Source organism: Lyngbya confervoides BDU141951, assembly GCF_000817775.3.
GTDB lineage: Bacteria > Cyanobacteriota > Cyanobacteriia > Thermosynechococcales > Thermosynechococcaceae > Lyngbya > Lyngbya confervoides.
The window spans coordinates 1-13,722 of record NZ_JTHE03000110.1 but is presented as its reverse complement, the minus strand read 5'-3'; the positions used below and the strand labels follow the sequence as shown (position 1 = coordinate 13,722).

Here is a 13,722-nt window from a genome sequence, read left to right as displayed (position 1 = left end):
ACAATTCTGGTCAAAAATCAATCAATATGGCTTCAGCTTTGCAAAAATATAACATCAAATCTTGGTCACACCCTTCTTTACCAGGTTTGGAGTATATCGGTTTTTCTCAATTTGACCATCAAAACCAAGGCGTTCATAAACGCTGCCACCTATTCCTGGAACGATCTCACCGTCTGTCTTCCGTTCGCTATCCTTTGCTAAGTAAAAAAATCGTAATCGTCCCAGGCATTTTTCGAGAAAATTAGCCTCGTTCAATTAACTCTCGCTCAACCCCTGCCCCGCTTCAAGCTCTGCGATGGACTCAATCAGACGTTTTGAGCGATCGCACTGGACACTCGACAATGGACTGTTTGCTCGGCGTTTTGCCTGACTTCTCGCCCACAGGGGAAGGTCAGGCTGTCTAGGATCGCGAATTGGGCCAATCCTGAGCCCGATGTCAAACTGGCAAAATTCCAACCTGGGTCCTTTCAGTCCAGCCCGCGATGGCGTTGATGATTACGCTAAGTAGCAGGGTATTCATCGGTAACAGTCTCAGGGGTGTGCTTCAATCGCTCCACCTCTGGCACCTCGTTCGAAACAGGATCGCCGGTTTGTTCCATGGTTGCTTCCACAGCCTCAGGTGGAACTGCTTCGCCATCCTCAGCGAGCTTACGGCGATCGCCTCGTTGCTTCAGCTTCAGCTTTGGCAACTCGTCAATCTCAAAATATTGTTTAAACTTCTCGGTGACCTGCACCGTGTAGGATCGCCCATTGGGGAGTCGCCGCTTGCTGACAAACCCCTGTTCTACCAAATCGCCCACATGCTGATAGGCTCCGGACCCCCGGAGATCCACCAGTTCTGTTTGGGGAATCGGCCCGCGCAAGGCGATCGCTGCCAGGGTGCGCAAAGCTCCTACCCCCAAATCCGTGGGCACAATCGTTTGTACCAGAGTCATATAGGGCTCCCGCAATTGCAGGCTAAATCCGTGATCCGTTTCAACCACCTCTAAGGCGCTATTGCGCTGCGCGTAGTCCTGCATCAGTTCCAGCAGAGCCTCCTCCACCGCTTCCTCCTCGCACTGGGCATACTCCGCGATCGCTTGCAGACCCAACGGTTGAGCCTTCAGGTACAAAATCGCCTCTAATTTGGTGGAGAGTTGGGAAAGATTAATGAGATCAGAATCGGGCATCGCAGGTCAGAAAACTCAGCATTCAGAAAAGATATCGAGGACTATGTTAGGATCTTCACCTGGGCGCTGCTCGATCTTATAAGGTTTTTCCTCTGGATTAACTGATGATGGGCACGGGAGGCTGTAAATCCCGCGCTGTGATCATCGATTTAGTGTGGGAATTCACGGGCTTCGGTGCAGAAGTTGCCTAAGCTCAACGCCTTGGCAACAAATATACTACAGTCCCATCATCTAGTTGATTTCCAGGCCCCCCGATCCAAACCCTTATAGAGAGATCCCTAGGCTGTGATCCCAGAACCATCCCCGGTGCTGGTAAGCCTGAATCTCCAGGAGAGAAGAGGGGCAAGGTCGACGCTCTGAAAAATTCAATACATCTTGGGTACCCAGGGACGTTGGGGAACAGGTGAATACATCATGATGAGGTAAACATGGCTAAACGCCGAAATCCTAAAAGAGAAAAAGCATTACGAAATCAAGCCTACGCTCGCAAGTTTCGCAAGCGAAGCAATAATCGCTATGGGCGTCGATTCTCCAACACCAATAAATCGGATTCTGACAAGTCCGATCAAGAATCCGAAGACACCCAAGACGCCAGTGCGAGCGCCAGCGACTAATTGAGCGCTAGCCTAAGTTGAAAGTTCTTTCCTTTGCTGAGGTGGTGGGGTGAACCCCGTCGCCTCTTGTCTTTTAAGGCTCTGTTTCCAGTTAGGCCCTGGTTCAAGGTGGCTGTCTGGGCTGAGGCAGACTGATCAGCTATGGGGTCCTTCGCCAATGTCCGGTTTTGCCGCCCTGTTTCTCAAGGAGCTGAATCTGTTCAATGACCACGCCTTTGTCAAGGCCCTTCGTCATATCGTAAAGGGTGAGGGCTGCCACTGAAACGGCGGTCATGGCTTCCATTTCCACACCGGTTTCGGCCTTTGTTTTGATCGTTGCCTGAATCATAAGGCCCGGAAGCTCCATCTCTGGACTGATATCCAAAGTGATGCCGGTAATGGACAGAGGATGACATAGGGGGATCAACTGCGCGGTTTGTTTTGCTGCCATGATGCCTGCCAGTCGTGCGGTGGTGATCACATCTCCCTTGGGCGTTTGACCAGTGAGTACCGCTTGCAGGGTTGTTGCTGCCATGCGTACTCGCCCCTGGGCAGTGGCTTGGCGCTCGGTGGCGCTTTTGGAGGAGACATCTACCATCTGGACTTGACCCTGGGTGTCTAAGTGTGTCAGGGATTGGGAGGAATTGGATGGGGGGTGACTCACCATGGGGGCTAAAACTTGTAGAGAAAGCGATCGCTTTATGTTAGTATAAAAACCTCGTAAGGGCTTGTAGCTCAGTGGACTAGAGCACGTGGCTACGGACCACGGTGTCGGGGGTTCGAATCCCTCCTAGCCCGTTCAAGGTGAGCTGAACTGCTGTGACTGGCGTTCAGCTCATTTTTTATGCAGGAGCAGTGGAATGTCGGTTGGCCGCCATCTGTTGACCCAGGACGGATCCTATACGTTTTATTCCGGAACCTTTGGCGAAAGTTATCACACAAGGACCGGGGCAAAAACGGAAGCCTTTGAGAAGTTTGTCAACACGACTCGCATTCGCACCGTCGCGCTAACCGGAACGGTGGCGCTACTGGATGTGTGTTACGGCCTGGGCTACAACACAGCGGCGGCAGTGGAGACCATTTGGCAAATTAACCCCCACTGTCAGATTCAGCTCTACGGATTGGAATTAGACCCCACGGTTCCCCAGGCCGCGACGAAGCTAAAAACCCATAGTGAGTGGCCGAAACCCATTCAAAAACTTCTTCTGGATCTGGCCTGGAAGGGATCTGCATGGAGTGATCGCCTCCAGGCGGAACTACTGATTGGCGACGCTCGCGCCACAATTCAAAGTCTATTGGCCCGCTCTTTTCAGGCCGATGCGATTTTTCTAGATCCCTTTTCACCCCAGCGTTGTCCTCAACTCTGGACCGCGGATTTTTTTGCCCAGGTGGTTCGCTGTTTAAAGCCCATGGGAACCCTGGCCACCTATTCGCGGTCGGCAGCGGTGCGGTCGGCCTTGCGTGCGGTGGGCCTTCACCTGGGGACGGTGCCAGTTGTGATGACTCCACGGCCCCTGGCACACCACTGGTCCCAGGGGACCGTGGCCCGTTGGCTTGCGGAGGATTTGATCCCCCTGTCGACCATGGAGCTAGAGCATCTGCAAACCCGAGCCGGGATCGTTCTGCGAGATCCAACCCTCACGGGATCGGCCGAGGAAATTTTGGCCCGTCAGCACCAGGCTCAGCAAGTTTCCAGCCGGGAATCCACTTCAAGCTGGCGTCGACGCTGGAAAATTCAATAGGCCAACGGCTATCCGTCTTGGCTGGAAAGTTGAGGGGGGGGATTGAGACGGTCCAGGTAGGTTTGCCGGGGGACATACAGGCGACAGACCACATCACCGGCTAGATCGCGGCTAAAGGGAATCAAAATGCCGTAGCGATCTACGCGATTGCGATCGCGACAGTTATAGACCTCCCGAGGCCGGACCTCTCCGTCAACGCTCACAGCAGCCCAATATTCCCAATAGTGTTTGGCGCTGCGTTTCATCTTCAAAATGCACACTTCATGGTCGCCCACGGACTGACAAAGCTGAGGCTTTGCCTCGACCTCAGGGGCCATGATCCCCCACAGAAGGAGGATCAAAAGCGCAGCAACGGCTTGAGTAACGGGACGAATCATAGGGGCTTGGGCGTTGATGGGATAGGGGGTCTCTAAAACTGGTGTTAAAAACTGGTGTTGTCGGGGCGGTCGCCGTGGCTTGTATTCTTGAAAACGACGGCTTTAATTGGCGTGAGTGACTTCTCAAAGATGTCCCTCTGCCCTTAATATTAAGAGTGCTGTTGTGCTTAGATACCAGTATGGCTTTAGTTTTAATGGCAATTACCCCCTCCCTTAAGGGATTTTTCATTGGCCTCTTGGCCGGTGGTGGTGTCCTGGCCGGTCTTGGTGCTGCCTTCATCTTTTTGAGTCAGCAGGACCGGTTTCGCTAGGACACAGAGGGCGGACTGTCCTTGGAATCCGTGGTTGCTTTAATTTCATAAGAATCTCAACTTTGATCTTAAATATCCTTTCAAGCAACAGCCTCCAGCGTTTCTTTTCCGGAACTGCTGGAGGATTTTATGCATTTTAAGTCAACACTTTAGGTGCACAGACTAGTTAAATTGCCTTAGGATTAAGGCGTCGTCTCCCTAGAGTCATTCTAAGGGGCGATCGCGTCGATAGATGCTTGTTGATTAGACTAGAAGGTAGACAGGTTGAGGCATTATCCTCCTTTGCCGGATACTGAGGAGACAGCAAAATGTTTGAGTCGGCACTGAATCAGGCCGGAATATTAGGATTAGGGTTTAGCGCGTCCCCTCCCCTATTGGGGCAAATCGTGAATGTCGGGTTTGGCCCGGCGGGCATTTTGGGCCTGTGCATTGCGGGTGCGGGTGCAGGTCTCTATTTGCTGCGTTCGATGCGGCCAGAGTTGGCGCGAGACTACGATATTTTCTTTTCGGCCATTGGCCTCCTGTGCGGTGGGATTCTTTTTTTCAATGGCTGGCGCCTAGATCCGATCCTGATGTTTGGGCAAGTTCTCATGGCTGGGTCGGCTGTCTTCTTTGCCTTTGAAAGCATTCGACTGCGGGCAATTGCCACGGATCAAGCCAAACGGGGCGTTCCCATGGTCGACGACGAGCGATCCTATTCCGTTGATCGCGTGTATCGGGCTGAGCTAGATGAAATAGAGCCATACATGGATGAGCGCCCTCCGATGCGCCGCATTCGGGGTGTCCGAGATGGATCGACCTCAAGTCGAGACGCCTACGACGACACCGCCTATGGCAGTGCCTATGGGTCCGGTTCCAATGAGGGTCGCAGTTCGCGACGCAGCGCACGACGCTCCAGTCGCTCCTCCCGATCGAACTACGATTCAACCTCCGAAAGCGACCCGCGCTACGGAGATTCGAGTGGCTATTCTGCGGGGTCCTCTTCGTCCCGTGGTCGTTCTCGTGGAAGTTATGAGGCTGGGGCATCGCGAACGCGTCCTGAGTCTCGCTCCTCCGGTGGAAGCTATCCCGCCCGGCGCAGCAGCAGCAACCGCGATCGCTACTATGAAGATGAGCCGCCGGCGCCCACCTCAAGACGGCGGAGCCCGTCGAACAATCGAGAAGATCGGCGTTACAGCGGCGATGATTACGTCGATTACAAACCCATCAGTGACTATTCTGTGGGTGAGACATCCCGTCGGTCTCGGCGGGGGGGAGGGTCCTCCTCCTCTGACTACGATGACGAATGGGGGGCATCCTAAGCCCACCGTGTTTTAGCGTCGATTTATGGACAATTTTTCAAGGACGGGGAATATCCGCGTCCTTGTTGTTTATCTTGACTGGTCTTACCAGTCCTGCCAGTTCTGATTAAAGATTGACATGGCGGGAAAGGCCGTTGGGTTTTGATTTTGATGCAACTGGGTCTGAAGGGCCTGAAGTTTTGGATTGTATCGGGGCATCGTCTCCACTAGTTCGTAGGGATAAATCTGCTGATCCAAAACAAAGGCAGCGGTGGTGCCAGCGGCTGCTCCGGCAGACCATTCAAAACTCTGAACACGATAGGTGGCCGCACTGATATGACTGGTCGCGATGGACTTCCCCGTAACCACCAGGTTATCAATAGTTTGGGGGATCATAGCCCGTAGGGGAATTTGATAGGGATAGGTGCGTGCAGCTCCCTGTCGTTCGCCAGGCCGCTCTATATTGCCCGGCGATTCTGGAGGACTGTTGAGCATGCAGGGATGAAAGTCAATGGGGTAATGTCCAATGCCTACACTGTCTGGAAACAAACGCGATCGCTGCCGCAGCGCAACTTGATCCACTGAAACCTCGTCCGTGATCACCTTTAGCCCCTCAAGCCCCGCAAGGGTGGTGATTAATGCCTTGTATTCTCGATCTAAAAGGTGGTTTCGATAGAAGGGGGCTCGGAAATTCTGGCGTGAGATATCCACTTCATTAATTTTAAATCCCTGAGGATAGGTGGTGTCATAGCGTCCCACCAGCCGACGACTTTCCCGAATATAGGGGTATTTCGATAGCCCATGTTGGGTTCCCATGGGGCTATCAGGGCCTTGTAAGAGCTTGAGAGTTTTAACTGGACGTTTGTTGGCCTCAGGGATCTTGGCATCGGTTGTCCCTTGTACCCACCAGGAAAAGTATCCTAAGGCTAGCTCCTCGGCGGCCTGCAAACTTTCAGGGCGCAATCCCCCTTGCCATTGCCCCGGATTGAGCTGGCCGGATTCAAGCAGCTGCTGGCGCGTCAGAATGATGTTGTCCTGAGGATTGCCGGGGCCATAGTCGTTGCCTCCGCCCCAGTTTTGCATCGAAATATCGTCCGGCCGGATGGAGGTGAAGTCTGTCCCGGCCACTGCACTAAAGATTCGCCGGTAGGTAAACACAAGATTGGGCTGATTTGCGTAGCGGGGCTGGTCAAAACTGTAGAAGGGCGCGTAGCGATCATAAAATGCTGGAGGACTGTGGGGAACAGGATCCTCAGTGGCTGCCATTGCAAAGGTATAGGTGAGGGCCTGGGTGCAGTAAGGATAGGCAGATTCGCTTGAGGATGAGGGGTTTTGGTAGCTACGAGGATCAATCCCAAGTTCATAGGGAACATCTGCCAGGGCCAGTAGCTCCCCGGTTTCCGTGGCTTCAATGACAATCCAGGGCCGACCCGGCGGTGGCAGAAACTGCAGTCGCTGCTTGCGCAAATGGACTGAATCTTCGACCTGATAGAAGTCCCTCAGCAGCTGAGATAGCGGATAGGTGTTTAACGGTGGTGCATCCGGCTGGGCTGAATGCTGAATTGCCAGGGCACGGGTGATTAGCGTTGCAGATCCTTCAGGGGCCACATTAAGGGACTTAACCACGGTGCGCGGGAACCAGTGTAGCCGACCTCGGCCGCGACGTTCCGCCTGCTGGAGCATCTGGAATAGAATTTGGTGCCCGATCTGTGGGCTGAAGCACACCTCGCTGACCCAGCAGTCTCCAGGACGCGATCGCCCTGTTCGCCGAACCACCTCACGTCTAAACTCCAAATAGCCCCGTGGAAAATACCCTAAGGTTCGCTGCCGCACTGTCTCATCCAGGGCTGAGGTTCCCTGGCTAGAGACCTGCCCCCCCATCCAGTCTGTAATTTCACTCAAGCAAACCGTTCGCCCCTGATGGAGGGCCTCGTAGGCCGCTGCCACGCCAGCAAATCCTCCGCCTACCACTAAAATGTCACAGTTGACGACCAGATCAGACCGGTCAGACGAGTTTGGATCCAGCGGAGAAACGTCAACTTGGCGAGCACTCAAGGGTAAGCTCAGTACCTGTGTGAGTAATAGGGGCAACGCAGATAAGGCTCTGCGTCTAGCTGTAGTATTGAAGTGCGGCTTCGTTAACCCCATTCGCGATGATTCCGATTACGTTGAGCTTGCTAAGCGTGTCGACTGCGCGGTTGAGGTCTGATCGCTTGACTTGATCGACCCGCGCAACCATCACGACCCCGTCGCAGCCGTATCCCACAGAAATTGCATCAACCAGACCCAGTACAGGCGGGCTGTCTACTAAAATTAGGTCATAGCTATCTCGATAGACATCGATAATTTGCTTGATATTATCGACGGTTAGCAGCTTGACCGGGTCCGTTTGTACCGGTCCAGAGGTAATTACATCAATATTTAAATCAGAAAGGGGACTTTGTAAGCGACCATCCACCTCCTCGGCGGTTATGAGGCTGTCTTCCCAGCGCATGTAGACCCACTGGGGGATGCTAAACATCTCGTTCTCTGACAGTCCTCCCTCTAGAAGCGTTGACAGTCCCTGTTCGTTACTGAGATTAAAGATGTGATGAAGCCTCGGCTTACGCATGTCGGCGTCAATGACCAGCACCCGCTGGTCCACCCGAGAGGCGCTGATTGCGAGGCCAATGGCTAAGGTTGACTTCCCTTCCCCAGAGAGTGCCGAGGTAATCATGAGAGATTGATGGGGCCTCTGAGAATTTAAAAGCTGAATGTTGGTGTAAATCAGGTCCATGGCCTCTCGCAAAGGACGCCATTGAAAGATTTCTGGACCCTCTGTTTGCTCCGTCTCCAGCTTGCTGTCATTACGAAAGGGGAGCGCCAAGGGAAAATCACGAGACCCCAGGGGGCCAATTTGGGGGACAGTTCCAAGCACAGGCAGTGACAGCTGCTCATTAAGCTCAGCAGGGCGCCGCACCTTGTCGTCAAGGGCTTCACGAATAAATGCCGCCAATCCCCCAAAGAAGAGGCCGGAAATAATTCCAATCAAGAGGTTTTGCTTGATGTTGGGACTCACCAACACCCCCGGCTGGGGCGGCTCCACAATTTCCCAATTAAATCCACCCTTGGCAATTTCAAGACTCAGTTCCTCCTTCGCGTCTAGGAGTTTCTCAAGGGTGGTTCGCCTGGCTAGAACCTCGGGCTGGAGTCGGCTGTATTGAGCCATGAGTGCTGGATATCGCTTTAGCTCTTGTTCGAGCTGCTCCTGGGTTTGTGTCAAGGAGACATCTCGAGCCTGCTTGCTTGAGACTTCCTGCTCCAATTGGGTAATTGTCTGAATGAGACCGAGTTCATTGGCGGTGACGTTAACTGGCGCTGCCAGTTCTGGAGATGACGTGCCGTTGCCGCCAGCGACACGATTAATTTCAGCCGTTAAGAGCTGGTTGACCTGGGCGAGCTGCTGCTCAAGCTCTCTCAGGGCCGGATGGGCTTCGGTTAGCTCCTGACGCTTGCTGGCTAACTCTAGCTCCAGCTGTTGCCTTTGGGTTTTGAGAGAGTCAATCTCCTCAGATTGATTGACGGCGCTGGTAGCCAGGGTGGCGCTGGGAGAGGCGGGCAGCTGCTGTCGGGCGATCGCTAGGTTGGCTCTGGCTTGGGCAATTTCCGCCTTCAAGGACTCTCGCTGCGCAGTCAGATTACTCAGCGCTGCGGTCATGCTTTCGGATTCTTTTTGCGGATCGATGACGTCATTGGCTTGCCGAAATGCCTCAAGAGCCTTTTCCGCTTCGATAACGCTGCCTCGGACCTCAGGGAGTTTACGATTAATAATTTCCAACCCCTGCTGAATACGTTTCTGCTGCTGCTCCAGGTTATAGCTCTGGTAGACCGCTAGAACCGCATCCAAAACCTTTTGGGTCTTAATTGCATCAATGCTGGAGTAGGAAGCCAAGAGAATCTTGGTTTGAGCATTTTTCTTGCCGCTCTCGGATTGGGCATAGACAGGTTGAACCTGGAGATTCGAGCCAATTTCCTTCACACTGATGGTGGGATAATCAGTGCGAAGTTTATCCACTGCTCGCTGCAAGATTTCAGAACTTTTTAATACATTGAGCTGAGTGGCCAGATCGATTTGGTAATTGGGCTCAATAAAGTCATCCTTGCTGCTCCCCTTGACAGAGGAGTAGCTCGATTCAATTAAAAGCTGGGTCGCACTCTGGTAAATCGGTGTGGAGCGTAGCGTCAACACCACCGTCGTTGCGATTGTGCCCGCAAAAACGCTGATCACCCACCACTTTCGGCGTATGAGGATGGCGAATAGCTGTCCGTAGCCCCAGGACTGCTGTTGTTCCCCAAGGGACTGTGGAGGCAGAGGATTGTTGTGAATGGCCAGATTAGTCACAGCAAAGGTATAAAACTAAAACGACGGAACGCGATCAAGGATTATTGTGAATTTGGGCAAGCCTGGTGTCCAATGCTCCTGCCCTATGGCCTTAACCCTGCAAATCCTTAACCCTGCAAGGTGAGGCTTCTGCTAATCTTGATTGGAGGTCTCACCAGGCGAAGGACCAGAAATTGGCTGACTTCGTCGGCAAGCCGCTAGGTTCAGCAATATTGGGTTCAGAAATAACGAGACCAACGGTAAACCAGTTTAAAGGACCTCAGGGCCCTTCAAGCATAGCCTTAGAATTTCAGTCCTGTCACCGCTATTTTGCGTAATTTTGACGAGCCCTAGATTTCAGTTGGGATCTCCCAGGGGGAATCTCTCCGGCTTGGGGGAAGCTGCATGAGATCATGGGAAGGACTTTTAGTTGTGACTCATAAATCTATGGCGCAGGCAAAGATTGGCATTATCGGTGGGAGTGGCCTTTATAAAATGGACGCCCTCCAGGACGTGCGGGAAATGAATCTTGAAACTCCTTTTGGAAGTCCTTCAGATGCCGTTTTTGTAGGAACCTTGGAAGGAACCTCAGTTGCTTTTTTAGCTCGACATGGTCGGCATCATCATCTCATGCCGACAGAGCTACCCTTCCGCGCAAATATCTATGCAATGAAAAGTTTAGGGGTTGAATACCTGCTGTCTGCCTCGGCGGTGGGATCGCTGCAAGCAGACGTCAAACCTCTGGATATGGTTGTTCCAGACCAGTTTATTGATCGGACTCGTCAGCGAGTTTCGACCTTTTTCGGGAATGGAATCGTCGCCCATGTGAGCTTTGGCGAACCGCTCTGTCCTGAGCTCTCTCAGGTGCTCAGCGAGGCGATCGCCTCGCTGAGCTTACCCGATTCGTCGCTGCATCGGGGGGGGACCTATGTTTGCATGGAGGGGCCTGCGTTTTCCACAAAGGCTGAATCGAATCTGTACCGAAGTTGGGGGGGAACCATCATTGGCATGACCAATCTTCAAGAGGCCAAGCTGGCTCGGGAAGCAGAAATCGCCTATGCCACCCTGGCTTTGGTGACCGATTATGACTGTTGGCATCCTGACCATGACAGTGTCACCGTTGAAATGGTGATTCAAAACCTGCAGCGCAACGCTCACAATGCCCAGAAGGTGATTCGAGAAACAGTGAAACGTCTCAGCCAAACCCCCGTCTCTTCCCCGGCCCATGATGCCCTCAAGTATGCGATTCTCACGCCCCTTGATCAAGTCCCCGATGCCACTAAGCAATCTTTAGACATCATTCTAGGGAAGTATTTGTAGGCAGCCCTGAGATTAGGCGCGTCTTTTCCTAACGTGTCTACCTGGTCTGGGGGCACCATCTCTGGCCCCCAGGTTGAAACTCATGACCAAAATTTAGATATTGTGTAAGGATCCTAAGGATGGCTTGGTTTGTCAAAATTGAGCGGGGCATTGTTCAAAAGTCTGTGTTTGATCAATTTGTTCCGGCTCATAAGGTCTATGTGCAGCAATTAATTGATCAAGGCCACTGCGCAAGAACAGGTTACTGGAGAGAGGCGGCCGGGGGATTGTTGCTATTTCAAGCAGAATCTCGGGCGCAGGCCCAGGCCTTGGTCGATCAAGATCCTCTGATCCTCAATCATTGTGTCGAGTATGAGCTGCATGAGTGGGTAGTGGTGTCTGGAGCGCCCCTTTGAGTACGATTGGCGAGAACCTGGCGGGGGCCATCTCATAGCAGCCATGCCTGCGCCATGAGCGACTACTGGGCAAAATTTCGAGGGTGGTATGGCCTCGTCAAAACTCTTTCTTTGAAAATAATAAGCTGGCAATGGCCAGCAGCAGCCCGATATAGATGATCCCATAGCCAAAATTAAAAAGAAGGGTGGGAGGATCTGGCAAAAGCCCGTAGACTGCCTGATTTTTGAGATCGAGTCGGGATAAGTCCGGAAAAATCAGGTAAAGTACCTTGATAAAGATCTTAAGGCTTCCGGTTTCTACGGATTCACTCAAGGCCACCAGATTTCCACTAAAATGTCCCATGACGTAGACTGAAATCGTCAGGATCGTGGAAATTAGGGCGCTGCTAAAGACACCAAAGAGAAGGGCAACCGCAGCCATGAGCGAGAGCTCTAGAGCCATGAATAGAATGGCAGCTACCAAGCTATTGAAGGGAGCCACAATGCCTCGCCAGGCTAGCACGCCCAGATAAATCACCGTCATGATACCCAAGAGCGTGACCAGGACGGCAGAGATGCCTAGGTGCTTGCCAATCACAAATTCAGCCTTACTGAGTGGCTTTGAAATTAGGACGAGAGCGGTTCGTTTTTCAACCTCCTTATGAATCAGTCCGCCTCCCACAAAGGCGGCGACGGTTAGCCCAATGAGTCCCATCCCCGCCACTCCGACATCCAGGCTGATTTTGGCCTCAGTTCCAGCGGCAACTTCGTTCAAAAACGTAACCGCTAAGACGAAACCCACTGCGTATAGCCCTGTGAGATAGATGACCCGTTCCCGCAGGATTTCTCGAAACACGTTGGATGCGATTGCTCCGACTCTAACTGCGTTCATTGCTCTTGACCCAAACTAATTTCTTCAAGATTGCTATAGGATGCTTCGTATAGGTTAAGTATTGCCCACTTTGACGGGGAAACATTAATCCATGCCAAAAGCCAGGATTGGGATTCAGACTGCCCAGGACCGTTCTGAACGGGTTGTGGGGCAAATTCACGTCTATGATGGGGCAGGGAAGGGAAAATCTCAGGCTGCTCTAGGAGTGGTGCTGCGTTCCATTGGGCTGGGGATTGGCTCTCTGACCCAGACCAGGGTGCTCCTGCTGCGATTTCTCAAGGGACCGGGGCGGACCTATGACGAAGATGCCGCCATTGAAGCGCTTCAGCGGGGGTTTCCCCATCTTATTGATCAAGTTCGAACAGGGCGGGGAGAATTTTTTGGCGCGGAGGAAATTACCCCCTTCGACCGGCAAGAGGCTCAACGGGGATGGGATATTGCTAAGGGGGCGATCGCCTCTGGCCTCTATTCAGTGGTGGTCTTAGACGAGCTTAACCCAGTGCTTGATCTGGGTCTGCTGCCTATTCATGAGGTGGTTCAGACCCTAAGGGCGAAGCCCGACGAGCTTGAAATTATCTCCACTGGTCGAGGGACACCGCCGAAGTTGCTGGAGATTGCAGATTTGCACTCTGAGATGAAACCCCACTTCCATGCGCCCTTAGCCCACGCCATAGAAGGCATTGAAATCTACACCGGGGAAGGTAAGGGAAAATCCACCAGTGCGTTAGGTCGCGCCCTCCAAGCCATCGGTCGGGGCATTAGCCAGGATAAGTCCCATCGGGTTCTCATCATGCAGTGGCTTAAGGGGGGACGCGGGTATACCGAGGATGCAGCGATCGCTGCGATGCAGCAAAGCTATCCCGACCTGGTCGATCACCAGCGATGTGGCCGAGACGCCATCGTCTGGCGTGGCCAGCAGCAGGAAATTGATTATGTGGAAGCAGAGCGGGGATGGGAAATTGCCCGAGCCGCGATCGCCTCAGGAATTTACAAAACCATCATCCTGGATGAACTGAACCCCACAGTCGATCTAGAACTTCTTCCCGAGGAACCCCTTGTGCAGTCCTTTTTGCGTAAGCCGCGGCACACCGAGCTGATCATCACAGGTCGCTGTAAGAATCAACCTGCCTATTTTGCCTTCGCCAGCTCCCACTCCGAGATGATCTGCCATAAACACTATGCTGAGAAAGGGATAGACCTCAAGCGGGGCGTGGATTTTTAGAGAACTCAGAAAAAAAGAAAGAAAGAAGTAGTTGACAAGAGTGGCTGTAGTTGTTAGGTTAGTAAAGCGCTCAAGAGAGGGA

The 13,722-nt window shown here is 52.8% G+C and carries 14 protein-coding genes and 1 tRNA gene; 9 read left to right on the top strand and 6 right to left on the bottom strand.

Annotated elements, in window-relative coordinates; genetic code table 11:
* Positions 1-245, top strand: a 245-nt coding sequence (locus QQ91_RS19905) for a hypothetical protein (RefSeq protein ID WP_236096230.1), incomplete at its 5' end; no start/stop codon positions are given.
* 255 nt (positions 246-500) lie between these two features.
* Here QQ91_RS19905 and scpB read toward each other — a convergent pair.
* A complete protein-coding gene (scpB, locus tag QQ91_RS19900) occupies positions 501-1,169 on the bottom strand; it encodes an SMC-Scp complex subunit ScpB (protein ID WP_166283428.1) in 669 nt (222 codons plus the stop codon).
* A gap of 428 nt (positions 1,170-1,597) precedes the next feature.
* Here scpB and QQ91_RS19895 point away from each other — a divergent pair, with 428 nt between their 5' ends.
* Positions 1,598-1,783 carry an Asl3888 family RNA-binding protein gene (locus QQ91_RS19895; protein ID WP_166283426.1) on the top strand — a complete coding sequence of 62 codons (186 nt, stop codon included), beginning with the start codon at positions 1,598-1,600 and terminating at the stop codon, positions 1,781-1,783.
* Positions 1,784-1,922: 139 nt separating this feature from the next.
* On the opposite strand, the gene moaC is transcribed toward QQ91_RS19895, so the two are convergent.
* The gene (moaC, locus tag QQ91_RS19890) at positions 1,923-2,429 is read right to left on the bottom strand and encodes a cyclic pyranopterin monophosphate synthase MoaC (protein ID WP_166283424.1); all 507 of its coding nucleotides are present in this window, start codon (positions 2,427-2,429) and stop codon (positions 1,923-1,925) included.
* A 57-nt stretch (positions 2,430-2,486) separates the two neighbouring features.
* On the opposite strand from moaC, the gene QQ91_RS19885 reads away from it, so the two are divergent.
* Together QQ91_RS19885 and QQ91_RS19880 are read left to right on the top strand one after the other, a co-directional pair.
* Positions 2,487-2,560: transfer RNA gene (locus QQ91_RS19885), tRNA-Arg, on the top strand.
* 62 nt (positions 2,561-2,622) lie between these two features.
* Positions 2,623-3,504, top strand: coding sequence for a tRNA (5-methylaminomethyl-2-thiouridine)(34)-methyltransferase MnmD (locus QQ91_RS19880; RefSeq protein WP_166283422.1), 882 nt, complete (start codon positions 2,623-2,625; stop codon positions 3,502-3,504).
* 8 nt (positions 3,505-3,512) lie between these two features.
* On the opposite strand, the gene QQ91_RS19875 is transcribed toward QQ91_RS19880, so the two are convergent.
* Complete coding sequence (locus tag QQ91_RS19875; protein WP_166283420.1) at positions 3,513-3,881, bottom strand: hypothetical protein; 369 nt, start codon at positions 3,879-3,881, stop codon at positions 3,513-3,515.
* A gap of 179 nt (positions 3,882-4,060) precedes the next feature.
* Here QQ91_RS19875 and psbX point away from each other — a divergent pair, with 179 nt between their 5' ends.
* The gene (gene psbX / locus QQ91_RS19870; protein ID WP_250833417.1) at positions 4,061-4,192 is read left to right on the top strand and encodes a photosystem II reaction center protein PsbX; all 132 of its coding nucleotides are present in this window, start codon (positions 4,061-4,063) and stop codon (positions 4,190-4,192) included.
* A 308-nt stretch (positions 4,193-4,500) separates the two neighbouring features.
* Positions 4,501-5,493 (top strand): Ycf66 family protein, encoded by a 993-nt coding sequence (locus QQ91_RS19865; protein WP_201277509.1) that lies wholly within the window; start codon positions 4,501-4,503, stop codon positions 5,491-5,493.
* An 84-nt stretch (positions 5,494-5,577) separates the two neighbouring features.
* Here the strand turns inward: QQ91_RS19865 and QQ91_RS19860 are convergent, their stop codons facing one another.
* On the bottom strand, positions 5,578-7,527 hold the full coding sequence (locus tag QQ91_RS19860; protein WP_250833416.1) for an FAD-dependent oxidoreductase: 1,950 nt from the start codon (positions 7,525-7,527) through the stop codon (positions 5,578-5,580).
* 55 nt (positions 7,528-7,582) lie between these two features.
* Entirely contained in the window at positions 7,583-9,853 is a 2,271-nt protein-coding gene (locus QQ91_RS19855) for a GumC family protein (protein WP_166283417.1), read from the bottom strand.
* A 426-nt stretch (positions 9,854-10,279) separates the two neighbouring features.
* Between QQ91_RS19855 and QQ91_RS19850 the strand changes: the two genes are divergently transcribed.
* Positions 10,280-11,152 (top strand): S-methyl-5'-thioadenosine phosphorylase, encoded by an 873-nt coding sequence (locus QQ91_RS19850; protein ID WP_166283430.1) that lies wholly within the window; start codon positions 10,280-10,282, stop codon positions 11,150-11,152.
* A 119-nt stretch (positions 11,153-11,271) separates the two neighbouring features.
* Entirely contained in the window at positions 11,272-11,547 is a 276-nt protein-coding gene (locus tag QQ91_RS19845; RefSeq protein WP_166283415.1) for a YciI family protein, read from the top strand.
* 97 nt (positions 11,548-11,644) lie between these two features.
* Here QQ91_RS19845 and QQ91_RS19840 read toward each other — a convergent pair whose 3' ends face one another.
* Positions 11,645-12,418 (bottom strand): ABC transporter permease, encoded by a 774-nt coding sequence (locus QQ91_RS19840; protein ID WP_166283413.1) that lies wholly within the window; start codon positions 12,416-12,418, stop codon positions 11,645-11,647.
* Between the two features lie 91 nt (positions 12,419-12,509).
* Here QQ91_RS19840 and QQ91_RS19835 point away from each other — a divergent pair, with 91 nt between their 5' ends.
* Entirely contained in the window at positions 12,510-13,640 is a 1,131-nt protein-coding gene (locus QQ91_RS19835; protein ID WP_166283411.1) for a cob(I)yrinic acid a,c-diamide adenosyltransferase, read from the top strand.
* Positions 13,641-13,722 lie beyond the last annotated feature (82 nt).

Coding starts and splice junctions, on each gene's coding strand:
- scpB (WP_166283428.1), bottom strand. CDS start 1,169: ATGCCCGATTCTGATCTCATTAATCTTTCCCAACTCTCCACCAAATTA.
- QQ91_RS19895 (WP_166283426.1), top strand. CDS start 1,598: ATGGCTAAACGCCGAAATCCTAAAAGAGAAAAAGCATTACGAAATCAA.
- moaC (WP_166283424.1), bottom strand. CDS start 2,429: ATGGTGAGTCACCCCCCATCCAATTCCTCCCAATCCCTGACACACTTA.
- QQ91_RS19880 (WP_166283422.1), top strand. CDS start 2,623: ATGTCGGTTGGCCGCCATCTGTTGACCCAGGACGGATCCTATACGTTT.
- QQ91_RS19875 (WP_166283420.1), bottom strand. CDS start 3,881: ATGATTCGTCCCGTTACTCAAGCCGTTGCTGCGCTTTTGATCCTCCTT.
- psbX (WP_250833417.1), top strand. CDS start 4,061: ATGGCTTTAGTTTTAATGGCAATTACCCCCTCCCTTAAGGGATTTTTC.
- QQ91_RS19865 (WP_201277509.1), top strand. CDS start 4,501: ATGTTTGAGTCGGCACTGAATCAGGCCGGAATATTAGGATTAGGGTTT.
- QQ91_RS19850 (WP_166283430.1), top strand. CDS start 10,280: ATGGCGCAGGCAAAGATTGGCATTATCGGTGGGAGTGGCCTTTATAAA.
- QQ91_RS19845 (WP_166283415.1), top strand. CDS start 11,272: ATGGCTTGGTTTGTCAAAATTGAGCGGGGCATTGTTCAAAAGTCTGTG.
- QQ91_RS19840 (WP_166283413.1), bottom strand. CDS start 12,418: ATGAACGCAGTTAGAGTCGGAGCAATCGCATCCAACGTGTTTCGAGAA.
- QQ91_RS19835 (WP_166283411.1), top strand. CDS start 12,510: ATGCCAAAAGCCAGGATTGGGATTCAGACTGCCCAGGACCGTTCTGAA.